Source organism: Pseudarthrobacter enclensis (genome assembly GCF_001457025.1).
GTDB classification, from domain to species: domain Bacteria; phylum Actinomycetota; class Actinomycetes; order Actinomycetales; family Micrococcaceae; genus Arthrobacter; species Arthrobacter enclensis.
Genome location: NZ_KQ758600.1, coordinates 601598 through 626983, shown reverse-complemented (window position 1 = coordinate 626983; position 25386 = coordinate 601598). Strand labels below are relative to the sequence as shown.

Genomic DNA, 25386 nt, shown 5'->3' with positions numbered 1-25386 from the left:
GGGTGCCGGGCCGCTGGCGAAGGTAGAGGGTATGAACGCAGACACAGCTTCAAGGCCAGTGATCGTGGGGGTGGACGGCTCCGAGTATTCCTCTGCAGCCCTGCGCTGCGCCGGCACCCTCGCCGCGCGGCTCGATGCCCGGCTGGAGGTCATCACCTGCATCGGCATGCCCGATTACCTGGTGGTGGCGCACCTTGAAGGCGGTGAACACCCGCTGACGGCCCGGCTCGAGGAAACCGCCCGGCAGGCAGTGGAGGACGCACTGGGCCGGGCCTTCTCCGGAAGCCGCCCCGCCGCCGTCGACGTCACCGTGAAGTTCGGGGCGCCGGGAAAGGTCCTGGTGGAGGAGAGCAAACGCGCGCAGCTGCTCGTGGTGGGCAGGCACGGTGAGGGTGGCTTCCTTGGCACTTCCATGGGGTCGGTCAGCAAAGCCTGCGCCGCGCGCTCGGCCTGCCCCGTAGTGCTGGTGGGGCAGGAGCCGGACACTGTGTGATGGCCGCGGCAGGCCTGACCACCGAGCGTGCGGCGGAACTGCTGCAACAGGCCGGACCCAACGTCCTCCCTGTGGGGAAGCCCGTCCCGCAGTGGCGCAAGCTGTGGGGTGAACTGACCCACTTCTTCGCCCTGATGCTGTGGGTGGCGGCCGCCCTGGCGTTCGTCGCGGACATGCCGCAGCTCGCCGTGGCCATCATCGTCGTCGTCATCGTCAACGGGGTCTTCGCCCACATCCAGCAGGAGCGCGCCCAACATGCCGCCGCCAAGCTCCGCGGCCTGCTCCCGGCGGACGTCCGGGTCAGGCGGGACGGGCAGGTCACCACAGTCCATGCCGGCGACCTGGTGGTCCGGGACGCCATCCTGCTGACGGCCGGGGACCGGATACCGGCCGACGTGGTCCTGGACACGGCCACAGCCTGCGCCGTGGACGAGTCCATGCTGACCGGGGAGAGCGTCCCGGTGCCCAAAGCCGCCGGCGACGCCGCCTGGGGCGGCACCTTCCTGGTCAACGGCGACGCCGAAGCCACCGTCACTGCCACCGGAGCAGGGACGCGGCTGGCCGGGATTGCTGCCCTCACCAGCGGCGCTGTCCCGCCACCCACGCCGCTGGCCCTGGAACTGCGGCGTATCGTGCGGGTGGTGGCGCTGGTTGCCCTCGGCATCGCGACGCTGTTCTTCCTCGTCTCCCTCCTGGCGGGGATCCCGTGGCGGGACTCGTTCCTGTTCGCCATCGGGGTTGCGGTGGCGCTGGTCCCGGAAGGCCTCCTTCCCACCGTGACGTTGTCGCTGGCGATGGGCGCCCAGCGGATGGCCGCACGGAACGCGCTGGTCCGCAACCTGGAGGCCGTCGAAACGCTCGGCTCCACCACCTTCATCTGCACCGACAAGACCGGGACGCTGACGCAGAACCGCATGAACGCCGTCGAGGTCTGCACACCCGCCGGGACCGTGCGGATCATGGGGGACGGCTACGCCCCGGACGCCCAGGTGCAGGGAACAGGACGCGACGCCGCAGCAGCCGCCGCGCTCGCAGCGCGCGCCGCGTCCCAGGGCCGGGCGGTGTTCCGCAACGGGCAATGGCAGGCCGCCGGCGACCCGATGGAGGCCGCCATCGATGCGCTCGCCCGTCGCCTTGCCGGGGACGTCGGCGCAACCCCGGCGCCATGGCGGCGCCTCGCCTTCGACCCGGTACGACGACGGGAATCGGCGCTGGTGGGCCGGGACCTGTTCTGCAAGGGCGCACCTGAGGCCGTCCTTCCGCTGTGTGCCGGCCTTCCCGCCGGAACCGCCGGCCAGGTCCAGGACATGGCCTCGCAGGGGCTGCGGGTCATCGCCGTGGCGCGCCGGAGCCTCGGCGGCCGCGCCCCGGACGGAGCGGACGCCTGGGACCAGGCGCCGGCTGGGGACCTGGAACGCGGCCTCGAACTGCTCGGGCTGATCGGGCTGCACGATCCGCCGCGGCCGGGCGTGGACGAGGTCATCAGGACCGCCCGGCAGGCAGGACTCAAACTGGCCATGATCACCGGCGACCATCCGGCCACCGCGGCGGCCATTGCCCGCGAAATCGGGCTGGCCGGTCCAGGGGCGCAGGTGGTGGAAGGGGCAGGCCTGCCGGAGGACGACCAGATGCTGGGCGCGCTCCTGGACCGGGACGGGATGGTGGTCAGCAGGGTGTCCCCGGAGCAGAAGCTGCGGGTTGCCAGGGCCCTGCAGGCCCGGGGGCACGTGGTGGCCATGACCGGGGATGGAGTGAACGACGGGCCGGCCCTGCGGGAAGCGGACATCGGCGTGGCCATGGGACGCGGCGGGACCGACGTGGCGCGCGAGGCGGCCGACCTGGTGCTGCTCGACGACCACTTCGCGACGATCGTGGCCGCGATCGAACAAGGCAGGGCAACCTACGCCAACATCCATCGGTTCCTCACCTACCACCTGACGGACAACGTGGCCGAGCTGACGCCGTTCGTCGTCTGGGCCCTCTCCGGCGGCCAGTTCCCGCTGGCGCTGGGCGTCCTGCAGATCCTGGCCCTGGACATCGGAACCGACCTGCTGCCGGCCCTGGCCCTGGGCGCCGAAGCGCCAGGCAAGCGGGTCCTCACCCGGCCTCCGGACCGCAGGCACCTGATGGACCGCAGGCTAATGGTGCGGGTTTTTTGCGTGCTGGGACCCGTTGAAGCCTTCATCGAAATGGCTGCGTTCTCCGCTGTCCTCTTCGCCGGCGGCTGGACCCGCGGTGATGCCCCCGGGCATGAACTCCTGCTGGCGGCCTCCGGCACGGCCTTCACGGCAGTGGTCCTTGGGCAGCTGGCCAACGCCTTCGCCTGCCGGAGCGCCACGCAGCCCCCGTGGCGGCTGGGCTGGACCAGCAACCGACTGCTCCTGTGGGCGGTCCTCGCCGAGCTCGTTGTGCTGGCGGCGTGCCTGCTGCTGCCTGCCGTGGCCGCACTGCTGGGCCAGGCGCCGCCTCCGCCGGCCGGCCTGCTCGCCGCCGCGGCCGCAATCCCCGCCGTGCTGGCCGCCGACTGGGCGCACAAGGCCATCAGGGCGCGCTGGACCCGGCCGTGACCGGGGTCCAAAGACCCTGCCCCGGGCAGTGGCGCCAGCCCAGAATCAAGGCATGAACGCTCCCTCCTCCGCCGCCATGACCGACGCCCGCATCAAGTGGTTCAACGACACCGGGATCGGGGACATCGCCTCCGTGGGCGGCAAGAACGCGTCCCTGGGTGAGCTGAGCCAGGCGCTGGGTTCCGCCGGGGTGCGGGTGCCCGAAGGATTCGCCACCACCGCGGACGCCTACCGCGCCTTCCTGGCACACAATGGCCTGGAACCACGCGTCCGGGAGCAGATAGACCGGTACCGGGGCGGCGGCGCCACCCTGCGGCAGGCCGGTGCGGCCATCCGGGAGCTGTTCCTCGGAGCGGAGTTTCCCGCGGACATCGACGCCCTGGTCCGGGAGCACTACAGACTGCTCTCCGGGAGGTCCGGCCAGCCGCAGGTTTCCGTGGCCGTCCGCAGCAGTGCCACCGCGGAGGACCTGCCGGATGCCTCCTTCGCCGGCCAGCAGGAGACCTTCCTGAACGTCTCCGGCGAGCGCGCCGTGCTGGAAGCCTGCCGCCGCTGCTACGCCTCGCTGTTCACCGACCGCGCCATCAGCTACCGGGAAATGAAGGGATACGGACACCTTGATGTGGCCCTGTCCGTCGGCATCCAGCGGATGGTCAGGTCGGACATCGGCGCCTCCGGGGTGATGTTCTCGATCGACACCGAATCCGGCTTCCCGGACGCGGTCCTGATCAGTGCCGCGTGGGGGCTCGGTGAAACAGTGGTGCAGGGAACCATCAACCCGGACAAGTACCAGGTGTTCAAGCCGCTGCTGCGGGACGAACGGTTCACGCCCGTCATCGCCCGGGAAACCGGTGCCAAGGAACGCAAGATGGTCTACAGCCAGGGCGGCAGCGCGCTGACGCGCATAGTGGACACCACCCGGGAGGAACAGGCCGCGCTGGTGCTGTCCGACGCGGAAGTGGTCCAGCTGGCGCGGTGGGCGGCGGCGGTGGAAGACCACTACGGCCGCCCCATGGACATGGAATGGGCCAAGGACGGCGGCACCGGCGAACTGTTCATGGTGCAGGCCAGGCCGGAGACCGTCCAGGCACGCCGCAGCAGCACCGTCTTCCGCACCTACCGGTTGGAGGGGCGCGGACCGGTCCTCGCCGTGGGCGCGGCCGTGGGGGACGGGATCGCTTCCGGACCGGCATGCGTCATCCGGGACGCCAAGGACATCGAGTCGTTCGTGGACGGCTCCGTGCTGGTCACCCGGATGACGGATCCGGACTGGGTGCCGGTCATGAAACGCGCCACTGGCATCGTCACCGACCACGGCGGCCCCACCAGCCACGCGGCCATCGTCAGCCGGGAGCTGGGCGTGCCCGCCGTCGTCGGAACCGGCAACGCCACCGGGAGCCTGGCCCACGGCGCCCCCGTCACGCTGTCCTGCGCCGAGGGGGAGGAGGGAAGGGTCTACGGGGGGCTGCTGGAATACTCCGTGGACGAGGTGGACATGGAGGAACTGCCTGCCACCCGGACGGACGTGATGATCAATATCGGAAGTCCCGCGGCGGCCTTCAAATGGTGGCGGCTGCCCGCCGCGGGGGTGGGACTGGCCCGGATGGAATTCATCATCAGCAACCTCATCCGGGTCCACCCCATGGCCCTGGTGCATCCCGAGCGGGTCACCGATCCCGGGGAAACCGCCCTGATCCGCAGCCTGACCGCCGGCTACCCCGATCCCAGGGAATACTTCGTTGACGTTCTGGCCACGGGCATCGCCAAGATCGCCGCACCCTTCCACCCCAAACCCGTGATCGTGCGGCTCAGCGATTTCAAGAGCAACGAGTACAGCCACCTGGTGGGCGGCGGCGCGTTCGAACGTCCCGAGGAAAACCCCATGCTCGGGTTCCGGGGCGCGTCCCGGTACTACAGCGAGGAATACCGTGAGGGGTTCGCCCTGGAATGCCGGGCGCTGAAGAAGGTGCGGGAACAGATCGGCTTCGCCAACGTCGTCGTGATGGTTCCCTTCTGCCGCACCGTGGGGGAGGCCGACCGCGTCATCGAGGCGATGGCCGGGCACGGGCTGGTGCGCGGCGAGGCCGGCCTGAAGCTGTACATGATGTGCGAAATCCCCTCCAACGTGGTCCTGGCGGACCAGTTCGCCCGGCGTTTTGACGGGTTCTCCATCGGCTCCAACGACCTCACCCAGCTGGTCCTGGGCGTGGACCGGGATTCGGGGCAGCTGGCCGGATTGTTTGACGAGCGGGACCCGGCCGTCAGCGCCATGATCGCCGAGGCCATCACCAAGGCCCACGCGGCCGGCATCAAGATCGGCATCTGCGGCCAGGGGCCCAGCAACCATCCGGAACTGGCCGGGTTCCTGGTCAGCCGGGGCATTGATTCCATTTCGTTGAACCCGGACACCTACCTGAAGGCGCTCCCGGTCATCGCGGACGCCGAGCAGCGGTCCGCCGCACAGGCCTAACGGCACTGTCAGCGCCGGATGCCCGCCTGATAGCACTGTCCCATGACCGGCTCTCCCACCGCAGCAGCTGCACGGCCGCCGTTCGACGCCGTCATTTTCGACCTCGACGGCGTGGTCACCAACACGGCGCTCGTCCACCAGGCCGCGTGGAAGGAGGCCTTCGGGCAGATCTTCGAGGATCCGCGGGTGCCGGCGGATGCCGACCGTGCGCCGATGTCCAAGGCCGATTACCGGGCCTACATCGACGGCCTGCCCCGGGAGGAAGGGGTGCTGAGGTTCCTGGCGGCCAGGGGAGTGAAGGTTGACCGGGGAACGGACCGGGACGGGCCCGGGGACTGGACCGCGTGCGGCATGGGGGCGCTCAAGAACCGGCTGTTCCTGGAGCGCCTCCGCCGGGAAGGGGTGCAAAGCTATCCCGGCACCATGCACCTCCTGCGCCGGCTGGCCGACGCCGGTGTTCCCACCGGAGTGGTCACCTCCAGCCGCAACGCCTCGTTCGTCCTGGACGCCGCGGGAATCACGGGCCTGTTCAACGTCATCCTGGACGGTACCGCGGCGAGGAACCTCGGGCTGCGGGGGAAGCCGTCCCCGGATGTCTTTCTGGCCGCGGCATTCCGGCTGGGGGTTTCCCCGTCCCACGCGGTGGTCATCGAGGACTCGGTGGCCGGCGTCCAGGCCGCGCGCCGGGGCGGCTTCGGTCTGGTGGTGGGCATCGACCGCAACGGCACCCGCCGCGGCCTGGAGGCGGCCGGGGCCGGTGCGGTGCTTAACGACGTCGGCGAACTGGACCTGGGGCTGGTGCTCGGCGACCCCTGGCACCTTGTCTACGAAGGGTACGACGCCGGCCACGAAGGGCACCGCGAAGCGCTCACCACCCTGGGCAACGGCTACCTCGCGGTGCGGGGAGCAGCCCCGGAAGGCGGCAGCGCCGCCAGCTACGCCGGGATGTACCTGGCCGGCGTCTACAACCGGGCGGCAGCCGAAGCGGCCGGACACACGGTGGTGGAGGAACACCTGGTCAACGCACCAAACTGCCTGCCCCTGGACCTGCGGCTGGAGGGCGGCTCCTGGTGGTCCGACGGCGGCATGGAGGTGCTGCGCGAGCGCAGGACCCTGGATCTGCGCCGGGCGGTCCTGGAACGGTGGCTGATGCTCGAAGCAGCCGGCGGCCGGCGCCTGGAAGTGGTGCAGACCCGCTTTGCCTCCATGGCGGAGCCGCACCTGCTGGTCCTGGAAACCCATGTGACGCCGCTGGGATGGAGCGGCGGCCTGGACGTGCGCAGCGGCGTGGATACCGGGGTCCGGAACGCCAACATCGGCGGCCCCGAAGCCGGCCCGGGCATCCACCTGGTGGACCGTACACCGCAGCTGGACCGTGCACCGCAACCGGCCGGCAGCGGTACCGGCGCGGTGGCGGAGGGCCTCAACGCCGTCTCGGTCGTCGAGGCCGAAACGACGCAAAGCCTGGTCCGCATCGCGGCGGCCTTCCGGACGTGCGCGGGCGGTGACGCCGGTCCCGGCACGCCGGGAAACGACGGCGCCTTCCACTTCCGCCTCCACCACGTCCTGCTCACCGACGGTATCCCGGCCGCCATCAGCAAGGCCATCGCGGTGGTGACGTCCCGTGACCGCGCCATCTCCTCTCCGGCCTCAGCCGCGCGTGCCGTCCTGGAACGCTGCGGCGGGGACACCGGCGCCCTGCTCGAGGCCCACCTGAAGGCGTGGCGCCGGGAGCTGGCCCCCTACCTGGTGGACCTGGACGCGCCTGGCCAGGTGCAGCTGGTCCTGAACCTGCACATCTTCCATGTCCTGCAGACCCTGACGCGCCACACGGCCGAGCTGGACGCGGGCGTCACGGCCCGCGGACTCCACGGGGAGGGGTACCGCGGCCACGTCTTCTGGGATGAACTGTTCGTGCTGCCGCTGGTGACGCTGCGCACCCCGGACGTGGCGCGCTCCCTGATCGACTACCGGTGGCGGCGGCTTCCGGCGGCCCGGCAGGCGGCATCGCTGACAGGCTGTTCAGGGGCCATGTTCCCCTGGCAGAGCGGCAGCGACGGCACCGAAGAGACCCCCACGTGGCTGTACAACGACCGTTCGGGCCGGTGGGTGCCGGACCACTCGCACCTGCAGCTGCACTCCGGCCTGGCGGTGGCATTCAACGCCTGGCAGTACTACCAGGCCACCAACGACAGGCCGTGGCTGCTCCGCCGGGGTGCCGAACTGGTGATCGACGTGGCCCGGTTCTTCGCCTCGCGCGCCCGCTTCAGCCAGGACAGCGGCCGCTACCACCTCACCGGCGTAGTGGGCCCGGACGAGTACCACACCGGCTATCCCGGGAAGCCGGAACCGGGGCTGGACGACAACGCCTACACCAACGTCATGGCCGCCTGGGCCTGCCTGCGCGCCGCGGACGTCGTGGCAACGTTCCAGGGGCAGGAACGCGCGGACCTGGTGGAACGCCTGGGCATCAGCGAGGGCGAGCCGGCCGCCTGGCTGCAGGTGGGCAGGGCGTTCTTCGTCCCGTTCCATGCCGACGGCGTCATCAGCCAGTTCGCCGGTTATGAGGACCTCGAAGACCTCGACTGGGACCGCTACCGCGAAACGTACGACAGCATTGAACGGCTGGACCTGATCCTCGAGTCCGAGGGGGACACCACCAACCGGTACAAGCTCGCCAAACAGGCGGACGTGCTGATGCTGCCCTACCTCCTCGGCCAGGAGGGACTCACGGGCCTGCTGGCGGAGCTCGGGTATAAGTTCACGGCCGGCCAGCTGGACCGGACCATCGAGTACTACCTGGGCCGCACGGCGCACGGCTCCACGCTCAGCCGGGTCGCCCACGCCTCCGTCCTCGCCGCGCTCGACGCAGACCGGGCGTGGGACAGCTTCCGTGAAGCGCTCGACGCCGACCTCGACGACACGCAGCACGGCACCACCAGGGCCGGGATCCACCTGGGCGCCATGGCGGGGACGGTCGACGTCATCCAGCGCAGCTTTGCCGGGCTGCGGCTCAGCGGTGACACCATCGCCTTCGCCCCCAACCTGCCCACGGGACTCCGCAGCGTGGCCTTCAGGATCCGGTACCGCGGACACCACCTGAATATCCGCCTCAAGGGCGGGCACCTTCGCGTGACCTCGGCCCCGGGGGACGCCGGGCCCATCAATGTCCGGGTCAGCGGCAGGGACAGCGTACTGGCCGCGGGCCAGACGGTGACGTTCCGGCTGGCTGACCCTGCGGAACCGGCCGCGTCATGAAGCGCCTGGGAATCCTGACCAGCGGCGGCGACTGCCCGGGCGTCAACGCGGTGATCCGGGGCGCGGTCCTGGGCGGAGACATCGTGCACGGCTACGGCTTCGTCGGTTTCCGGGACGGCTGGCGGGGAGTCCTCGAGCAGGACGTCGTCCCGCTGCCGCGGCGCAGCGTCCGCGGCATTTCCCGGCTGGGCGGGACAATCCTGGGAACGTCCCGGACCAACCCGCTGCGGGACGGCGGCGTGGCGGCGGTCAGGGAGAGCTTCAGCCGGAACGGCCTGGACGGCCTGATCGCCATCGGCGGTGAGGGGACCCTTGCCGCTGCCCGGGAGTTGTGCGGCCACGGCCTTTAGGTCGTTGGCGTCCCGAAGACCATCGACAACGACCTCGGCGCCACGGACTACACGTTCGGCTTCGATTCGGCCGTCCAGACCGCCACCGAGGCCATCGACAGGCTGCGGACCACCGGGGAATCACACCACCGGTGCATGGTGGCGGAGGTCATGGGCCGCAATGCGGGATGGATCGCCCTGCACGCAGGAATGGCCGCCGGTGCACATGCCATCCTCATCCCCGAGCACCCGGTGACCTTCGACCAGGTGGCCATGTGGGTGGTGTCGGCCCGGGACCGGGGACGGGCGCCACTGGTGGTGGTGGCTGAGGCCTTCGCTGCCGTGGGCCAGGAGGCACCCTACTCGCCCCGCGGACTGGACACCTTCGGCAGGCCGCGGCTGGGCGGCATCGGCCTGCTGCTGGAAGCGAAGCTCCAGGCCATGACAGGCATCGAGACACGAGCCACGGTCCTCGGGCACATCCAGCGCGGGGGAGAGCCGACGGCGTACGACCGTGTGCTGGCCACCCGGCTGGGCATCGCCGCCGTCGAGGCCGCGGCGGACGGAAACTGGGGCACCATGGTGGCCCTCAGGGGAACGGACATCGTCCCGGTGGGACTGGAGGAGGCCGTGGGAACCCTGAAAGTGGTCCCGGAGCACAGGTACCGGGAAGCGGCGGCCCTGTTCGGATGATCCGGGCAGGGCCTGCCGGGCCGCCGGCCTCCACCGCCGGACCTGCGTGTCAGCCCCTGGTGACCGGTACCTTGGCCGCCGCCGGCTCCTGCGTATGCGCCGGAAGCGGAGCGCGGACTTCCAGCAGCCCGTCCTTGTAGGACGCGGTGACGTCATTCTGCTGGACGCCGCCGGGCAACGGCAGCCGGCGCACGAAGGACCCGTACCTGAACTCGGAGCGGTAGCCGTCCTTGTCCTTGTGTTCCGACTTCTCCTGCCGTTCGGCCTTGATGGTCAGGACGCCGTCGGCCACCGAGACGTCTACGTCCTTGTCGGGGTCGATGCCCGGCAGTTCGGCACGCACCACCAGGGTGTTGCCGTCCACCAGTTCCTCCACGCGGATGGCGGATGAGCCGGCGTCGCCTTCGAAGAGCCTCTCGATCAGGTCCATCGGCGAGCGCCGGGAGTCAAACCATTTCATCAGTTCGGTCATTGTTCCTCCTGGTCTTTCCGGGCCGGCGTCTCCGGCCTATCCGGCGTTAACACCATCCGCTCCACGCGTGACCACCTCCAGAGTCCAAGGTCCCGGCCGCCCGGGCGGGTGGTCCAGTGCAGGGGTCAGGGGCGGACGCGGAGCACGGCGGACCCGGTGATCCTGTCCGCTGCAAGGTCGGCAAGTGCCCTGTCCGCAGCGTCGAACGGATAAACGGTGACGCTGGGCGAGAGGGGAATCCGTTCAGCGAGGGAGAAGAACTCTTCGCCGTCCCCGCGGGTGTTCGCCGTGACACTGCGCACCTGCCGTTCATGGAACAGATGGCTCTGGTAGTTCAAGGCCGGAATGTCGCTGAGGTGGATGCCGGCTATGGCCAGCGTCCCGCCGCGGTCCAGCGCCGCCAGGGCAACGGGAACCAGGCCGCCTGCGGGGGCAAACAGGATGGCCGAATCGAGCGGCACGGGCGGAGCGTCCCCCGCCCCGCCCACGAACGCAGCCCCCATGCCGCGGGCCAGGTCCCGGGCTTCCGCGGAGCGGGTCATCACGTATACGGAGGCACCCAGGTGCATTGCCATCCTGGCGGTCAGATGGGCGGAACTGCCGAACCCGTAGATGCCCAGCCGGCCTCCCGCGGGCAGGGTCGCCCGTTTCAGGGCGCGGTACCCGATGATCCCGGAGCACAGGAGCGGTGCCGCCTGTTCGTCGGAAAACACGTCCGGGATGGCATAGGCAAAGTCTTCCAGGACGGTCAGCTTCCCGGCGTAGCCGCCGTCCTTGTCCCAGCCGGTGAAGACGGGCGCCGTGCAAAGGTTCTCGTCGCCGCGGAGGCAGTAGGGGCAGGTACCGCACACGCCGCCGAGCCACGCCACCCCTACCCGGTCGCCCGGCGCGAACCGGGTGGCGTCTGTGCCGCAGGCCGCCACCACGCCCACGGCCTCGTGTCCGGGCACTACGGCGGGACGCCGGGGTGCGAGGTCGCCTTCAGCCAGGTGCAGGTCGGTACGGCATATGCCGCACACACTGACGTCCACCAGGACCTCGTGCGGACCCGGCCGGGGATCGTCCCTGCTGCCCAGGACCAGGGGCCCGCCTGCGGCAGGACCCGGTTGGCCAACCCACCATGCGCGCACCACCGCCTCCTTCCGCCGGATGGATCAACACTTGCACCGGGCCCCGGAACGCCGCCAGAGCCGAAGGTCACCGGCGCCCGCGGTTCTTTCGCGGGTCATGTTCCGGCCGGTGAAGACGCTGGAGGCGGGCCAGCGCAGTGACGGCAGCGCTCGCGGCCAGGGATGCCGCCACCGCTACCGCCAGCAGGTCCGGCGGCGGCCATTCGAGGCGGAGGAAGGACGTGGCGGGCGGCACCGTGAACATCAGGACCAGCCCGGCATACATTCCGGCAAGGATCAACGCCTTGGGGCGGGTGAGGGGACGGGACACCGTGGCGAGGATCCATGAAGCGGTCAGGGCCAGGGTGATCACGGTGGCGGATTGGGCGGCGTCCGTCCCTGCCAGGCCTGTGGCCCGCGCGTAGCCGCCCACGCCGAAGACGCACAGCGCCGTGCACTGGCCGGCGGGCAGGGAAAAGGACAGCGAGCGTCCCAGGAAACCCGGTGTGTACCGCGGGCCGCCGGGCTGCAGGGCCAGGAAGAACCCGGGCAGCCCGATGGTCAGCCCGTCCACGATGGACAGCTGCCGGGGCAGGAACGGGAAAGGCCACAGGACCAGGGCGAAGCCCAGCGAGATGGCCGTGATGTAGACCGTTTTGCTGAGGAACACCATGGACACGCGTTCAATGTTGCTGATGGCCCTCCGGCCTTCGGCGACAACGGCGGGGAGCCGGTCGAAGCGGCCGTCCAGGAGGACCATCCGGGCCACGGCCTTGGTGGCCGGTGAGGCGGTGTCCATGGCGATGCCCAGGTCGGCCTCCTTGAGGGCAAGCACGTCATTGACGCCGTCGCCGGTCATCGCCACCGTGTGGCCCCGCCGTTGCAGTGCCTGCACCATGTCGCGTTTCCGGGCCGGGGTGACGCTGCCGAAGACGTCGTTCTCCTCCATGGCCTGCTCCAGCCGGGCGGGGTCCGATGGCAGGTTTCGGGCGTCGAAGGCACCCGGCAGGCCCAGGGACCGGGCCAGCACGCCAACGGTCCGCGGATCGTCCCCGGAAATGATCTTCAGGGTGACGCCCTGCTCCCGGAAGTAGTCGAGCGTAGGCCCCGCATCCCGGCGGAGCTCTTCGCGGAAGGTCAGCAGCACGACCGGTTCAAGGGTGGCGGGCAGGGTTCCTTCCCCGGCAGCCGGCGCAAGGCTGCCGGGGACGTGGGCCAGCGCCAGGGTCCGGAGCCCGGTCCCGGCCAGCGCTGCGGCGCGTTCATGGGCCCCGGCGCAGCGCGGGGCGCCGCCGAGGACCGCGTCGGGTGCCCCCAGCACCCACGTACCGCTTGCCGCTGATCCCTGGGCGAAGGTCACCGAACTCCATTTCCGGGCCGAGTCGAAGGGTATGGCCGATACCGCGGGGAGGGGAGCGGTGCAGGGGAACGCTGCGCCGATCGCAGCGGCCGTGGTGCTGGCTTCGGGCCGGGACCCGAAGTTTTCCAGGGCGGCCCGCCATCCCGCGGGGGGCGGGCCGCCTGCGCTGTGGACGGCATCGAAAGTGATGGTGCCGGTGGAAAGCGTCCCGGTCTTGTCCAGGCAGAGGACGTCCACCCGGGCCAGGACCTCCACGGCTGCCAGTTCCTGGACCAGGACCATGTGCCGGGACAGCCGCAGGCCGCCCACCGCGAACGCGACGCTGGTCAGCAGCACCAGGCCCAGGGGAATCATGGAGATCAGGCTCGCCACCACGCCCACCACCGCAGGGATCCAGCGGCCGGAGCTGTAGGCCTGGTCCCAGCCGCCGGCATCCTGTACCTGCGCGAACGTGACGAGTGCCGCCGTCGGGAGCAGCAGCCAGGTGATGACCCGCAGGACCTTGTCCAGGCCCGCGCGGATCTCCGAGGTCACGAGGGAAAAGCGCTTGGCCTCCGCGGCCAGGCGTGCGGCGAAAGTGCCGGCACCCACGCGGACCACCACTGCACGCCCCGTTCCGGCCATGATCAGCGACCCGGACAGCAGCTCCGCCCCCGCGGCTTTGGGCACCGGCTCCGATTCGCCCGTCAGCAGCGACTCGTCCGCGTCCACCGCACCGTCAAGGATGCGCAGGTCAGCGGTGACCTGGTCGCCGGGGTTGAGCAGGACGACGTCGTCCGGGACCAGTTCCGCCGCAGGGACCCTGCCAGGCGCGCCGTCGCGCACCACCCTGGCGTCCACGGCGTGCAGGATGGCCAAGCGGTCCAGGGATTTCTTGGCCCGGTATTCCTGGATGATTCCGATCAGGGCATTGCCCAGGGCGGAGAAACCGAACAGCGCGTCCCGCCATTGGCCAAGGATGAACAGCAGGACGAAGCTCCCGCCGACTATTCCGTTGAACAGGGTGAGGACGTTGGCCCGGACAATCTCCCACACGCTGCGGCTGGTGGCGTCCGGGACGCTGTTGGTCTCGCCCCTGGCCGTCCGTTCCGCGACCTCGGCGGACGTCAGGCCCGCTTCTTCAGCCTGGTGATGACGGTGGGGCATGGCGGCTCGGTCAGGACGGCGTGTGCAGTGGAACCCAGCAGGAGCCTGCTGAAGCTTCCCCGCCCCCGGCTTCCCAGCACCAGCAGCCGTGCTCCGGTGCCGGCCCGGATCAGCGCAGCGGCGGGCTCCAGGACGGTTTCGAGCAGGTCGTGCACCACCAGGCCGGGGTAGTCCTGGCGCAGCCCGGCCACGGTCTCGGACAGGACCACCTGCTCCTCCTCGACAACATGCCGGGCGAAGCTGCCCGACGGGAGTCCGGCCTTGATCCACCGGTTGGGTCCGGTGAAGGCGTACAGGACCGTCAGTTCCTCGCCCAGGGCGTCCGCTTCGGCAGCGGCGAACGCCACGGCCTGCGTGGCCTGTTCCGAACCGTCCACACCCACCACGATGCCCTTGCCGCCGTATGCCCCCGGGCCCACCACCGCCACTGGGGATTCCGCAACGGCAGCTGCCTGCAGCGCCCTGTCGGTCATGGCGCCGCGGGACTGCCCGCTGCTGCCCAGGACCAGCATGGAAGCCTTCTCCGAATACCGCCCCAGCGAAGCCCCGATGCTGCCCTCCAGCTGCTCATGCGATACCTGCAGCCCCGGCTCCTGGCTGCGGATGCGTTCGGCGGACGATTTGAGCAGGTCCTCCCCGGAGGTGCGCAGCACATCAATGTACGGAAGGGCCTCCAGCGCCTCGCCCGCCATCCAGTGGTCGTCCAGGACGGACAGCAGCACCAGCGGCAGCTTGAGCCGGCGGGCGCGGGCTGCGGCCCAGGCCAGCGCGGCCTGCGACGCCTCCGAGTCGGTGATGCCGACGGCGATGGGCTTGGTGGTATCCATGGGGTGACCTTTCCTGCGGGGTGCCCGGGCGGGGCAGTTCGTGCTGCTGGCGGCTGTGCGGCATCAGGCCTGGCCGGCGGGCTCCTGCTCTGCCTTCCGGCCCGGGGGAGCGATGACGAAGCGCCTGCCGCTGACCTCGTCCGGAGTCACCCGGATGAGCCTGTTCTTGGAACCCGGCTGCCATGGCGAGAGTCCGGCGCCGTTGGCGTCCTCGTAGTCCCCGGGCCCGTCCGCCGCCACGGCCCGGCCCTTGACCACTACGCTCCAGGCGATGGTGCCGTACTGGTTCAGCCCGTCGGCCTCCAGCGAGACCGCCTGCCCGTCGGCCAGCGAATCCAGGGTGGTCCCGTCGCCGGTACGGATGAGCACCGTCCCGTTACTGGCCGCAAAGTTGACCGGAATGATCTCCACCGTGCCCCCGTGCGGAAAAGCGATCCTGCACACGGACACGGACTGCAGGTGTTTCCAGCAGTCGTGGACGTCCAGGATTTCCGTTTCTGCTGCTGTTGCGCCGTTCTCCATGGCCGTAGCTTAGGGCGGCCGGTCCGGACGCAACAGGGAACAAGGTCCCTGTGCCGGATTCGGCCGCTCCCGGCCATTCCGCCGCCCGGCGGCGTCTCCTAGGATGGTGCCAAGCCATCGTTTGCGTGCCCGGGCGCCTGCGATGCCTCCGGGAACCACCGCCCGGGTGCTGGAGCACTGCTGGTGGCCTGCAACGACGCAGGCCGTTTCAACAGGAGGTCGGACGTGAGTACTGAGCCGTGGCGCTCGCCGATGAGGGAGCGGGCCGAGGACCTCCTGCGGGACTTCGTTTCCCGGGCCGATGAACTGCTGCAGACGCAGGACCGGATGAACGGCTTGCTCTCCGCCGTCGTGGCCCTGGCCCAGGACCTCAGCCTGGAAACGGTCCTGGACCGTTTGGTGCGTTCCGCCTGCGACCTGGTCGGGGCACGGTACGGGGCGCTCGGTGTCATCGGGGAGGACCGGAGCCTCAGCCATTTCATCACGGTGGGGATCGACAAGGACGGCATCCGGTCCATTGGGGATTTGCCCACTGGCCATGGAGTCCTGGGCCTGCTCATCCGGGAGCCGCGCCCCCTGCGGCTCCACGACCTGGGCCAGCATCCCATCGCCTCGGGCTTCCCGCCCAACCACCCGCCCATGAAGACGTTCCTGGGCGTGCCCGTCCGGGTGCGCAACGAAGTTTTCGGCAACCTTTACCTGACCGAAAAGAGCGGCGGCCAGGACTTCACCCCGGAGGATGAGGACCTTGCCGTGGCCCTTGCCGCCGCCGCAGGCGTGGCCATCCAGAACGCCCGCCACTTCGACGACAGCAGGCGCCGCCAGCAGTGGCTGGAGGCCGGCATGGAGCTGAGCAGCCGGCTGATTGTCACGCCCCGGCCCGGCGATGCGGAGAACCTGGACCTCGTGGCGGAAACGGCCCTGCGGGTCTCAGAGTCCGCCCTCGCGGTGATTGCCGTTCCCTCGGGTGACGGCGCCCTGCGCTGCCGGTCGTCGCTGGGCGTCCAAGGGCTGCAGGCCGGCCAGGAACTCAGGCCCTCGGGCGTGGTGGGCGAGGTTCTCGGCACCGGGAAGTCGGTGATGGTCCGGGACCCGCAACAGGTTTTCGACGACGGCGTGGCGGAAAAGCTCGGAGCCGTGCTGGTATGTTCCCTGGGCCAAAGCGGCAGCGAGAACGGCGTGCTGCTGTTGGCCCGTCCCTCCGGGACCGGCCCCTTCAGCCAGGCCGAAGTGGAATCCAGTTCGCTGTTCGGCAGCAGGATCGGGCTGGCCCTTGACCTGGCCCGCGTCCACGCGCTGCGTGAACAGAACCTCCTGTTCACGGACCGGGAACGGATTGCCCGCGACCTGCACGACCTCGTGATCCAGCGGCTGTTCGCTGCCGGCCTGAGCATCCAGAGCCTCCGCCGCTACACCCCCGACCCCGTGGCCCACGAGCGCATCGCAGCCGTCACCGCCGAACTGGACGACACCATCCGGAAGCTGCGGGACACCATTTACTCGCTGCGCACCGGCGGCAACCCCGAACCCCTGACCGTGCGCGTCCTGAAGGTGGTGGAGGAGACGTCCCGTGGCTATGCGGTGACGCCGCATGCGTCCTTCAGCGGCCCTTTGGACGAGGTTGTCCCGGAGGAGGTCGCCGGCCACCTGCTCTCGGTCCTGTCCGAAGGCCTGAGCAACGCCGCACGCCACTCCGGCGCGGACGATATCCGGGTCTCGGTGAGCGCGGCAGCGGACAGTGTGGAACTGGTGGTCACGGACAACGGCCGGGGCTTCGAGCACCCCGTCCGGACCAGCGGGCTGGCCAACATGCGGCACCGGGCCGGCTTGCTGGGCGGCACCTGCACTATTGACAGTGCGCCCGGCAAGGGGACCAGGATCAGCTGGAGCGTGGGGCTGGGGTGACCATGCCCGGACCGGTCACTGGGTGCCCTGACCGCTCCTGGTGACGAAGACGGCCGCCTGCGTGCGGCGTTCAAAACCCAGTTTCGCCAGGATGGACGAGACGTAGTTCTTGACCGTCTTCTCCGCCAGGAACAGCTCTTCACCGATCTGGCGGTTGGTGAGGCCGCGCCCCACCAGGGCCAGGACCTTCTTCTCCTGGGCGCTGAGTCCTTCCATCCGTGGATCCGTTGCGGTATTGGCCAGGCCGGAGACAATGCGTTCCCTGACTCCGGAATCAAAGAGTGATTGCCCGGCCGCGGCCTTGCGGATTCCGGTGAGGAGGTCATCACTCCTGATTTGCTTGAGGACATAGCCTGAGGCACCCGCCAGGACGGCGCCGCGGAGGGCCTGTTCGTCGTCGTAGCTGGTCAGGATGAGGCAGTTCAGGCTGGGGTCGAGGGAGCGGACGTCCCGGCAGACTTCAATGCCGGTACCGTCGGGCAGCCGCCCGTCCAGGATGGAGATGTCCGGCCTCAGCGCCGGAATCCTGCGGGTGGCCTCGGCTGCGGAGCCGCTCTCGCCGACCACGGTGAAGCCCTCGCCCTCCAGGAGGTCCTTGAGCCCCTGGCGGACCAGTTCGTGGTCATCGAGGATGAAGACACGCAGCGGTTCCTGCGGATGTGTGGTTTCCCCCGAGCCTGATTCAAGCCTTTGCACGCTACGCTCCCATTTTCATAAGGACCATCCCTGCGGCCGCACCGCTGCGCGGGAACCCTGCAGCCCAGGGCCAATACCATTCTTGCTGGCCGGGCTCCTGGATGTAAGGGACCAAAGTCGGAAACTCCCTCCGGTGACCCATCCGCGCTTCGATGACCAATGGCACTGGCCGGCCAGCCTGCCAGGCCGCCAGGCTTGGGAACAGCCGTACCTTCGCGAGGAAATGGAGCCCGCCGTGGCAGTTGATGGAACCGAGCCCCGGATCATCGTGGGTGTTGACGGCTCGGAAGCCTCCGTGGCGGCGCTGAGGACCGCCCTGTCCCTGGCGGAACCGCTGGGAGCGGCCGTGGAGGCGTGGACCTGCTGGGATGTCCCCGCCGGGTACGGGCTGTACCTGGCAGTGGGCATTGACGGGTTCGAGTACGCGGCAAGGCAGCAGTTGGAGCAGGCCCTCGCCACAGCCTTCGGGCAGGAGAAGCCGGCCCGGGTCCGGGGACGGCTCCTGCGCGGCGCTCCCGCCACCCAGCTCGTCAAGGCCAGCCGGGACGCCTCGCTCCTCATCGTTGGCCGGCGCGGTCACGGCAGTTTTGTGCCGGGGTCCGTGGGCATGGCGTGCGTCAGCCATGCCCACTGCCCCGTCCTGGTGGTGCACTCCGGTGAAGAGCAGGCCGGCGGTGGTGCCTGACCGCCGTCGGACTTTCCGCTGCTGACGCGCGGACCGGCAAGGCCCTGCCAAAGGGACGCCGGAGGCCGGTGCCCACTTCCGTCAGGCTGGTTCAGGAGGCGATTCCGGTGTGTGCACCACCAGCACCGGGCAGTGGGCGTGGGCCACCAGGGCGGAACTGACCGACCCCAGGAGAAGGCCGCCGAATCCGCCGTGTCCGCGACGGCCCACCACCACCAGGTCGGCGTCGCGGCTGGCCTCGATCAACGCGTCGCGGGGGTGCCCCCGGACGAGGGCGGCAACAACGTTCGACGGCGTTTCGTCGCCATAGGCGGTCCTGACCGTCTCCTCGAGGATCTCGCCGGCGCGCTCCTCGAACCCTTCGATGCCCATCATCAGGTAGCCCGAGTAGACCTGGGGGTAGTCCCAGTAGGCATTGGCCAGGACCTTCGCTCCCAGCGGGACGGCAAGCCTCTGGGCCTGCCGGAGGGCTTCCACGGAGGCCTGCGAGCCGTCCACCCCCACAATGATCCGCTGAAACGGTGCTCCGGCTGAACCCATGTCATCTCCTTCGGTGTTGCGTCCCCTACCCGTCCGGGCACGCGGTGCTGGTGCTTGTTTCCGTGCCAATCAGGGGCCGGGGGTGCTGCCGGGCCCGGGCGAAGGTGCCTCCTGCTGGACAGGCTACGCCGGCGGCGGTGCATCATGCGGACCCTGGTCCAGCCGGAAGGGCGGATATTCGTCGCGCATCAGGGCGGTGTAGGCCATCACCCGGTAGATCCAGCGGTTGATGCCCAGGACCAGGTCGAACAGCGGGCGCAGGTAGCGGCCGGTGAACAGCAGGGCCACCAAGGCCACCAGGACCAGGATGCCCAGCAGTGAAATGCCGGTGGTGCGCTCATAGGTGGTGCCCAGGTCTGTGGTTTCGGCCCGCCAGGTCCAGGCGGTTCCGGCGAGGGCGGCAACTATCAGCAGGTGGGGGATGGCCAGCAGCCACCACTTGACCAGCACCAGCCCGCGGGACAGCCGCTCCGGGTAGTCCACCTCGAAATCAGCCGGATACCCGGTACGCGCCAGGGTGAACGGCGGATAGCGGTCGGTGCCGGCGGCGGCGTATGCGTAGAACGCCACCCGCCAGTTCCAGCGCATCACTCCAACATTGAAATCGAAAAGCGCCCGCGGATACCGGCCGGTGAAGAGGATGGCGAACCCCGCAACGATGGTGGCCACCACGAAAGCGAACCAGAGGAAGATCAGCAGGATGACATGCGGAATGGCCAGGAACCACTTGACCAGCCACAGCCCTCGCGACAATCCGGGATCCAGCTCACCGGTGAGCCGGGCGGGATAGGGTGCCCGTTCCATGGCGCCGGCGTTGTCCTCGCGGGGCCGCGGCATGCCCGCCGGGTAACCAGGTGCCGGTGACGGGCCGCTTTGTGCGGCTGCGGAGTTCCCGGGCGGCGGGTATCCCGGAACTGCAGCGTAGCCGCCGGACGGCATTCCCGGCCCGCCTGGTACGCCCGGGCCGGCGGGAGTCCGGGCGTGGCGTCCCAGCCCCATGGCCCCGAAGATCAGCAGCGGGACGCCCACCACCAGGGCAAGGGCGCCGCCCACCAGCAGGCCGGTGGCTGCCGGCCTGATCAGCCCGGACCGTGCCCCGGCCTGCAGGGTGGCGGACACGCCCTGGCTGGCGTCGGCGTTCAGCAGGACGATGGACCAGCTTCCGGCTGCCAGGTCCCAGGTGAGCTCCTGCTGGCCCGGACCTGAGGCGGACGCAGCCCAGAACGTTTGCCGGGCCGGCAGTGCGGGCGCGGAAGCGCCGGGAATGTCACGGTACTCCGCCCGGAAAGGCTGCATCTCGACGTCGAGCAGTTCCGAGTGGTAGACGCCGGACAGGTACTTGTCCACGTCGGCGCTGGGCGCGATGCCGATGAAGATCTCCTTGCCGGGGTCCACTGACGCTGCCCTGAGCCGCATGGTTCCCACATCGAAGGGCAACTGCGGCGGGGCGCCTTCACCGATGGCATCCAGCCGCGGGGACGTCAACGCGTGGGACGGCACGGAGAGCCGGGCCGTCCCGGTGGTGAAAAAGCCGTCGCCCTGGGCCGTCCCCACTGCCATGGCCACGGCGCCGCCGGCCAGGGCGGCCAGGCCCGCCAGGGACAGGACAATCCCCAGGATGAGCATGATGACCGCTGCAGTTTTTCTCATCGTGTTGCCGCCTGGACGTGGTAGGTCGGACAGAGGGGGCACGGCGTTGGCATGGGCCACGCCGTACCGGGCCCTTGGTCAGGCCAGGTTCTTGCCGGACTGGATGCGGGTGATGATGGTGGGGCAGGGCAGGTGCTTGAGCACCCCGTGGGCCGTGGACCCGAGCATCAGCCGCTTGAACCCTCCCCGGCCGCGGCTTCCCACAACGAGCATCCTCGCCCGGCCGGCTGCCTGCACCAAGGCGTCCACCGGGTCCAGCTCTGTCTCCAGTACCCGCCGCACCTTAAGGTCGGGGTAGTCTTCCTCCAGGCCGGCAACGGCCTCGGAAAGGACCACCCGTTCCTCCTCGGAGATCAAGTCGGACAGGCTTGCCGGAGCCAGCCCGGCGTCCGTGAGCGGGTCCGGCATCCTGATGGCGTACACCACGGTCAGCTCGTCGCCTTCCCTGTCGGCCTCCGCTGCCGCGTAAGCCACCGCCTGAGTCGACTCGGCGGAGCCGTCGATCCCCACCACCACGCCGGAGCGGCCCGCAAGGTCCTGCGTTCCGACGACGGCCACGGGCACTTTCGCGGACGCCGCAACCTGCAGTGCCCGGTCGGCAAGCGTGCCGCCCAGGTGTCCGGAACCGGAGCCGATCACCAGCATGGAGGCCTTGCGCGAGTATTTGGCCAGGGAACCCCCAACACTTCCGGTCAGCAGCCTTGTGGTGACGGGCACCGGCGTCGCGCCCCGGATACGCCCGGCCGCCGTCTTGAGCAGCTGGTCGCCGGCCTCTTCCAGGACGCCGAACCATGGGTAGGGTTCGGCCACCCACCGGTCATCCACCACGTGGAGCAGCACCAGCGGAAGTCCCGCCTTTTCGGCCCGGCGGGCTGCCCACAGCACAGCCGCCTGGCTCTGCGGCGAGTCATCGGTGGCGACGGCGATAGGTTTGCGTGATGTCATGGCCGGATTCCTGGCCTTTCGGTGGTGCGGACAGGGGACAGGAGCCGGAAGGGGCCGCCCGCCGGAGCGTCGCGGCGTCCGCGCGCCTCCTTGCCTCTAAGGGTGGCCGCAACCAGGTATGCGCTGTAGGGCCGAAAGTCACCGTCCGGGTTTCCCAGCACCATGGTGGTCAGTATGCTTACTATTGCATTGTCAGGCATCGTCCCCAGCGCAGGCTGGCTCCACGAAAGGATCATCATGACTGAGCAGAACCTGCCCGAAGAGGGCCTTGAGGTCGTCGAAGACAACGATGTGCTCCTCGATGAAACGCCCGGCAGTGCCGCCTCGGCGGAACTTGACCCCGTCAAGGGCGAACCGGACAGCTACCCGGGCGCCGCCGAGGAGAATCCGGACCGTTGGCAGGAGGATCCGCTGCTCCAGGACGAAGCGGTTTCCGGCGAGGAAGAGGACTTCCTGAGTGACCAGGCGTTGCGGGATGAAACTGCCCAGGCGAGGTATGAGGCCGGCGACGAGCAGGTCCCGCCGGACGCGCCCACCCTGGGCCAGGCAGCCGCCGACGTGGATTTCGGCGAGGAACCCACCGGCGGGGAAGCGGACGCCAGTGACGACGCCGAAAATTTTGGCGGCTCCCCGCTCAGCGAGTTCGAGCCGGACGACCTCGAACGCTAGGACAACAGCTTCCCGGCCGGGTCGGAAGGGTGGGCAGATGAAAACCAGTGAACTCCTCAAAGACAGCTTTATGCGCATCGACGGGGCAGTCACGGAAACCCTGCAGGGCCTTGACGACGCTGCTCTGCACTACCGTCCCGGCGGCACGGGAAACCACATCGCCTGGCTCCTCTGGCACTTGGCCCGGGTGGAGGACGCCCAGGTGGCGGCGGCGGCTGGCCGGGAGCAGGTGTGGACGTCCGGCGGCTTCGTGGAGCGCTTCGGGCTGCCGCTCACCGCGCGGGATACCGGGTACGGCCACTCCTCCGAGCAGGTCGATTCTGTCCGCACCACCGCGGCCCTGCTGGCGGACTACTACGGCGCCGTCCACCGGCAGACATTGGCTGTCCTGGAGGATGTCACCAGCCAGGATCTCGACCGCACCGTGGACACCCAGTGGAATCCGCCCGTTACCCTGGGAGTCCGCCTGGTCAGCACGCTGGCGGACTGCCTCCAGCACGTGGGGCAGGCGGCTTACGCCAAGGGGCTCGTCCCGGCGTCCTCCGGCGCCAGCGGTGCGTGAGCTGGTGGTCCTGGGCACCGCATCGCAGGTGCCCACCCGGACCCGCAACCACAACGGCTACCTGCTGCGCTGGGACGGTGAAGGGGTGCTCTTCGACCCCGGTGAGGGGACGCAGCGGCAGATGATCCATGCCGGCGTCCCGGCGGCGCGCATCACCAGGATCTGCCTGACCCACGTCCACGGCGACCACTGTTACGGGCTGCCGGGCGTCTTGTCCAGGATGGTGCTGGACGGCGTCACCCGCCCGGTCCATCTCCACTACCCGGCGGCGGGCGAAGATGTGGTGCGGGCGCTGGTCTCCGTCAGCACGCCCGGCCTGGACCTGCGGCTCCACCCCCACGGCGGCCCGGGGGAAGTCGCCGAGGGCCTCCACGTGCGCCCCTTGAAGCACCGGATTGAAACCTACGGTTACCTGCTGGCCGAGCCGGACGGCCGGACTCTGCTGCCGGAACGGCTGTCCGCCGCGGGCATCGCCGGCCCGGACGTTGGGCGGCTGCAGCGCGAAGGAACGCTGGCCGGGGTCAGGCTGGCGGACGTCAGCATCCCCCGGCCCGGGCAACGGTTTGCCTTCGTGATGGACACGGCTCCCTGTGAGGGGGCCGAGGAACTGGCCGAGGGTGCCGACCTCCTGGTCGCGGAGTCGACGTTCAGCGATGAGGACGCCGGCCTGGCCCGCGAGTACAGGCACCTCACCGCCGGGCAGGCAGGGGCGCTTGCCGCCACCGCGGGCGCCCGCGAGCTGGTGCTCACCCACTTTTCCGCCCGCTACGGCGACGACGTCCCGGTCCTCGCCCGGCAGGCCCTGGCCCGTTCCGGTGGCGCGGGTGTGACCGCCGCCGCCGACCTGCAGCGCATCCGGCTTCCGCAGCGCAGGCAGGGTGGCAGGAACAACCAGGTACCGGGCCATGCACACGGATAGGCTTGAACCATGACCGAAGCTGCACCATCAACCATTGCCCTCGGCAGCCGCTTCGCCGGCGAACTCAACGAACTTGCCGTGCCGTGGCAGGCCGAAGAGGCGCCGGAGCCGGAGCTGCTGGTCCTCAATGAGCCCCTCGCACTGGACCTCGGATTCGATCCGACGTACCTGCGGTCCGGCGAAGGCGTCCGGCTGCTGCTCGGCAACCATGTTCCCGAGGGCGCCATGCCGGTGGCCCAGGCGTACGCCGGGCACCAGTTCGGCGGTTATTCGCCGCTGCTCGGCGACGGCCGGGCACTGTTGCTGGGCGAAGTCGAGGATGCCCGCGGACGCGTGCGGGACCTGCACCTGAAGGGCTCGGGCCGCACGCCTTTCGCCCGCGCAGGCGACGGCCGCGCCGTCGTCGGCCCCATGCTGCGCGAGTACATCGTCAGCGAGGCGATGCACGCGCTGGGCATCCCCACCACCCGGTCCCTGGCAGTAGTGTCCACCGGCCGGCAGGTGCGCCGGGAAAGCATGCTCCCCGGCGCCGTCCTGGCCAGGGTGGCGGCCAGCCACCTGCGTGTCGGCAGCTTCCAGTACGCCCGGGCCACGGAGAACACGGCGCTGCTGCGCCGGCTGGCCGACCACGCCATCAGCCGGCACTACCCCGAGGCCGCCGCGGCGGAAAACCCTTACCTTGCGCTCTACCAGGCCGTCGTCACTGCCCAGGCATCGCTCGTGGCGCAGTGGATGCTGGTTGGCTTCGTCCACGGCGTCATGAACACGGACAACATGACCATTTCCGGGGAGACGATCGACTACGGCCCCTGCGCCTTCCTCGACGCCTTCAATCCATCCGCCGTGTACAGCTCCATCGACGTCGGCGGCCGGTACTCCTACGCCAACCAGCCCGTCATGGCCGAATGGAACCTGGCCCGGCTCGCGGAGGCCATGCTCCCCCTGATCAACGAGGACCAGGAGGCGGCGGTCCCGGTGGCAGTGGAGGCGCTTGGCGCGTTCCGCGGCCAGTACAGCGGGGCCTGGTTCGGTGGCATGGCGGCCAAGATCGGGCTGGAAACCGCCGGCTCCGGTTCAGGTGCCGAGGCAGTCACGGACCTCGTGGACGGTGTGGTGGCCATCCTCCGGGACGGGCCAGTCGACTACACCCTGTTCTTCCGGAATTTGGCCAAGGCCGCGCGGGGCGACCTGCGGCCGGTCCGGGGCATGGTGATGGACCTGGCGGTGTTCGACGCCTGGGCGGAACAGTGGCTGGCGGTGGAACCGGACGCGGGCCTGATGGACCGGGTCAACCCCGTGTATATTCCGCGCAACCATTTGGTGGAGGAGGCGCTGGCCGCCGCCACGGCCGGTGACCTGGAGCCGCTGTGGGCACTTCTTGCCGCCGTGCAGTCACCGTTCGATGAACGCCCCGGCCTGGAGCGGTACGCCGAGGAAGCGCCCGGGGACTTCGGAAACTATGTGACGTTCTGCGGAACCTAGCCGCAGCAGGCGGACCTTGTCCTGATACGGCAAAGGGGGCGGCAGCCGGAGTTATCCGGCTGCCGCCCCCTTTCAGCAAGGTGCGTC

19 protein-coding genes and 1 pseudogene are annotated in these 25386 nt (G+C 69.8%); 11 read left to right on the top strand and 9 right to left on the bottom strand.

Annotated features, from left to right (window positions below; all coding sequences use genetic code 11):
• The first annotated feature begins 31 nt into the window (after nt 1–31).
• From AS031_RS07460 to AS031_RS07440, 5 genes and pseudogenes are all read left to right on the top strand, one after another.
• Nucleotides 32–493, top strand: a complete 462-nt coding sequence (locus tag AS031_RS07460) for a universal stress protein (protein ID WP_058267482.1) — start codon at nt 32–34, stop codon at nt 491–493.
• On the top strand, nt 493–3060 hold the full coding sequence (locus AS031_RS07455) for a cation-translocating P-type ATPase (RefSeq protein ID WP_058267481.1): 2568 nt from the start codon (nt 493–495) through the stop codon (nt 3058–3060). The genes AS031_RS07460 and AS031_RS07455 overlap by 1 nt, the downstream gene beginning before the upstream one ends.
• Before the next feature lie 52 nt (nt 3061–3112).
• A complete protein-coding gene (gene ppsA / locus AS031_RS07450; RefSeq protein WP_074446931.1) occupies nt 3113–5530 on the top strand; it encodes a phosphoenolpyruvate synthase in 2418 nt (805 codons plus the stop codon).
• A gap of 42 nt (nt 5531–5572) precedes the next feature.
• A complete protein-coding gene (locus AS031_RS07445; protein WP_058267480.1) occupies nt 5573–8788 on the top strand; it encodes an HAD-IA family hydrolase in 3216 nt (1071 codons plus the stop codon).
• A pseudogene (locus AS031_RS07440) lies at nt 8785–9810 on the top strand (ATP-dependent 6-phosphofructokinase). Before AS031_RS07445 ends, AS031_RS07440 begins: the two are co-directional and overlap by 4 nt.
• Nucleotides 9811–9859: 49 nt before the next feature.
• Here AS031_RS07440 and AS031_RS07435 read toward each other — a convergent pair.
• The 5 genes from AS031_RS07435 to AS031_RS07415 all read right to left on the bottom strand — a co-directional run bounded on the left by AS031_RS07435 (nt 9860) and on the right by AS031_RS07415 (nt 15246).
• Nucleotides 9860–10282, bottom strand: coding sequence for an Hsp20/alpha crystallin family protein (locus tag AS031_RS07435; RefSeq protein ID WP_058267479.1), 423 nt, complete (start codon nt 10280–10282; stop codon nt 9860–9862).
• A 125-nt stretch (nt 10283–10407) separates the two neighbouring features.
• Complete coding sequence (locus tag AS031_RS07430; protein ID WP_058267478.1) at nt 10408–11412, bottom strand: zinc-dependent alcohol dehydrogenase family protein; 1005 nt, start codon at nt 11410–11412, stop codon at nt 10408–10410.
• Between the two features lie 67 nt (nt 11413–11479).
• Nucleotides 11480–13897, bottom strand: coding sequence for an HAD-IC family P-type ATPase (locus AS031_RS07425; protein ID WP_058267477.1), 2418 nt, complete (start codon nt 13895–13897; stop codon nt 11480–11482).
• Nucleotides 13858–14724, bottom strand: a complete 867-nt coding sequence (locus tag AS031_RS07420) for a universal stress protein (protein ID WP_058267476.1) — start codon at nt 14722–14724, stop codon at nt 13858–13860. Before AS031_RS07420 ends, AS031_RS07425 begins: the two co-directional genes overlap by 40 nt.
• 63 nt (nt 14725–14787) lie before the next feature.
• Nucleotides 14788–15246, bottom strand: coding sequence for a pyridoxamine 5'-phosphate oxidase family protein (locus tag AS031_RS07415; RefSeq protein ID WP_058267475.1), 459 nt, complete (start codon nt 15244–15246; stop codon nt 14788–14790).
• A 252-nt stretch (nt 15247–15498) separates the two neighbouring features.
• On the opposite strand from AS031_RS07415, the gene AS031_RS07410 reads away from it, so the two are divergent.
• The gene (locus tag AS031_RS07410) at nt 15499–17151 is read left to right on the top strand and encodes a sensor histidine kinase (protein ID WP_058267474.1); all 1653 of its coding nucleotides are present in this window, start codon (nt 15499–15501) and stop codon (nt 17149–17151) included.
• Nucleotides 17152–17166: 15 nt separating this feature from the next.
• On the opposite strand, the gene AS031_RS07405 is transcribed toward AS031_RS07410, so the two are convergent.
• On the bottom strand, nt 17167–17847 hold the full coding sequence (locus AS031_RS07405; RefSeq protein WP_058267473.1) for a response regulator: 681 nt from the start codon (nt 17845–17847) through the stop codon (nt 17167–17169).
• Between the two features lie 223 nt (nt 17848–18070).
• On the opposite strand from AS031_RS07405, the gene AS031_RS07400 reads away from it, so the two are divergent.
• The gene (locus AS031_RS07400; protein WP_058267627.1) at nt 18071–18532 is read left to right on the top strand and encodes a universal stress protein; all 462 of its coding nucleotides are present in this window, start codon (nt 18071–18073) and stop codon (nt 18530–18532) included.
• 81 nt (nt 18533–18613) lie between these two features.
• Here AS031_RS07400 and AS031_RS07395 read toward each other — a convergent pair whose 3' ends face one another.
• The 3 genes from AS031_RS07395 to AS031_RS07385 all read right to left on the bottom strand — a co-directional run bounded on the left by AS031_RS07395 (nt 18614) and on the right by AS031_RS07385 (nt 21667).
• Nucleotides 18614–19072 carry a universal stress protein gene (locus tag AS031_RS07395; protein WP_058267472.1) on the bottom strand — a complete coding sequence of 153 codons (459 nt, stop codon included), beginning with the start codon at nt 19070–19072 and terminating at the stop codon, nt 18614–18616.
• Between the two features lie 123 nt (nt 19073–19195).
• Nucleotides 19196–20722, bottom strand: a complete 1527-nt coding sequence (locus tag AS031_RS07390) for a DUF4389 domain-containing protein (RefSeq protein ID WP_058267471.1) — start codon at nt 20720–20722, stop codon at nt 19196–19198.
• Between the two features lie 78 nt (nt 20723–20800).
• Complete coding sequence (locus AS031_RS07385; protein ID WP_058267470.1) at nt 20801–21667, bottom strand: universal stress protein; 867 nt, start codon at nt 21665–21667, stop codon at nt 20801–20803.
• 237 nt (nt 21668–21904) lie between these two features.
• Between AS031_RS07385 and AS031_RS07380 the strand changes: the two genes are divergently transcribed.
• The 4 genes from AS031_RS07380 to AS031_RS07365 are packed head-to-tail and all read left to right on the top strand — an operon-like array spanning nt 21905 to nt 25299.
• On the top strand, nt 21905–22336 hold the full coding sequence (locus AS031_RS07380; RefSeq protein WP_058267469.1) for a hypothetical protein: 432 nt from the start codon (nt 21905–21907) through the stop codon (nt 22334–22336).
• Nucleotides 22337–22373: 37 nt separating this feature from the next.
• Entirely contained in the window at nt 22374–22898 is a 525-nt protein-coding gene (locus tag AS031_RS07375) for a mycothiol transferase (protein WP_058267468.1), read from the top strand.
• The gene (locus tag AS031_RS07370; RefSeq protein WP_058267467.1) at nt 22891–23817 is read left to right on the top strand and encodes a ribonuclease Z; all 927 of its coding nucleotides are present in this window, start codon (nt 22891–22893) and stop codon (nt 23815–23817) included. Before AS031_RS07375 ends, AS031_RS07370 begins: the two co-directional genes overlap by 8 nt.
• A 9-nt stretch (nt 23818–23826) precedes the next feature.
• The gene (locus tag AS031_RS07365; protein ID WP_058267466.1) at nt 23827–25299 is read left to right on the top strand and encodes a protein adenylyltransferase SelO; all 1473 of its coding nucleotides are present in this window, start codon (nt 23827–23829) and stop codon (nt 25297–25299) included.
• Nucleotides 25300–25386 lie beyond the last annotated feature (87 nt).

Excerpts from the sequence above, each read along its gene's own strand:
- AS031_RS07395 (WP_058267472.1), bottom strand. The coding sequence starts at position 19,072 with ATGGGTTCAGCCGGAGCACCGTTTCAGCGGATCATTGTGGGGGTGGAC.
- AS031_RS07435 (WP_058267479.1), bottom strand. The coding sequence starts at position 10,282 with ATGACCGAACTGATGAAATGGTTTGACTCCCGGCGCTCGCCGATGGAC.
- AS031_RS07380 (WP_058267469.1), top strand. The coding sequence starts at position 21,905 with ATGACTGAGCAGAACCTGCCCGAAGAGGGCCTTGAGGTCGTCGAAGAC.
- AS031_RS07410 (WP_058267474.1), top strand. The coding sequence starts at position 15,499 with ATGAGGGAGCGGGCCGAGGACCTCCTGCGGGACTTCGTTTCCCGGGCC.
- AS031_RS07455 (WP_058267481.1), top strand. The coding sequence starts at position 493 with ATGGCCGCGGCAGGCCTGACCACCGAGCGTGCGGCGGAACTGCTGCAA.
- AS031_RS07365 (WP_058267466.1), top strand. The coding sequence starts at position 23,827 with ATGACCGAAGCTGCACCATCAACCATTGCCCTCGGCAGCCGCTTCGCC.
- AS031_RS07400 (WP_058267627.1), top strand. The coding sequence starts at position 18,071 with ATGGAGCCCGCCGTGGCAGTTGATGGAACCGAGCCCCGGATCATCGTG.
- AS031_RS07420 (WP_058267476.1), bottom strand. The coding sequence starts at position 14,724 with ATGGATACCACCAAGCCCATCGCCGTCGGCATCACCGACTCGGAGGCG.
- AS031_RS07375 (WP_058267468.1), top strand. The coding sequence starts at position 22,374 with ATGAAAACCAGTGAACTCCTCAAAGACAGCTTTATGCGCATCGACGGG.
- AS031_RS07460 (WP_058267482.1), top strand. The coding sequence starts at position 32 with ATGAACGCAGACACAGCTTCAAGGCCAGTGATCGTGGGGGTGGACGGC.
- AS031_RS07415 (WP_058267475.1), bottom strand. The coding sequence starts at position 15,246 with ATGGAGAACGGCGCAACAGCAGCAGAAACGGAAATCCTGGACGTCCAC.
- ppsA (WP_074446931.1), top strand. The coding sequence starts at position 3,113 with ATGAACGCTCCCTCCTCCGCCGCCATGACCGACGCCCGCATCAAGTGG.
- AS031_RS07390 (WP_058267471.1), bottom strand. The coding sequence starts at position 20,722 with ATGAGAAAAACTGCAGCGGTCATCATGCTCATCCTGGGGATTGTCCTG.
- AS031_RS07445 (WP_058267480.1), top strand. The coding sequence starts at position 5,573 with ATGACCGGCTCTCCCACCGCAGCAGCTGCACGGCCGCCGTTCGACGCC.
- AS031_RS07425 (WP_058267477.1), bottom strand. The coding sequence starts at position 13,897 with ATGCCCCACCGTCATCACCAGGCTGAAGAAGCGGGCCTGACGTCCGCC.
- AS031_RS07385 (WP_058267470.1), bottom strand. The coding sequence starts at position 21,667 with ATGACATCACGCAAACCTATCGCCGTCGCCACCGATGACTCGCCGCAG.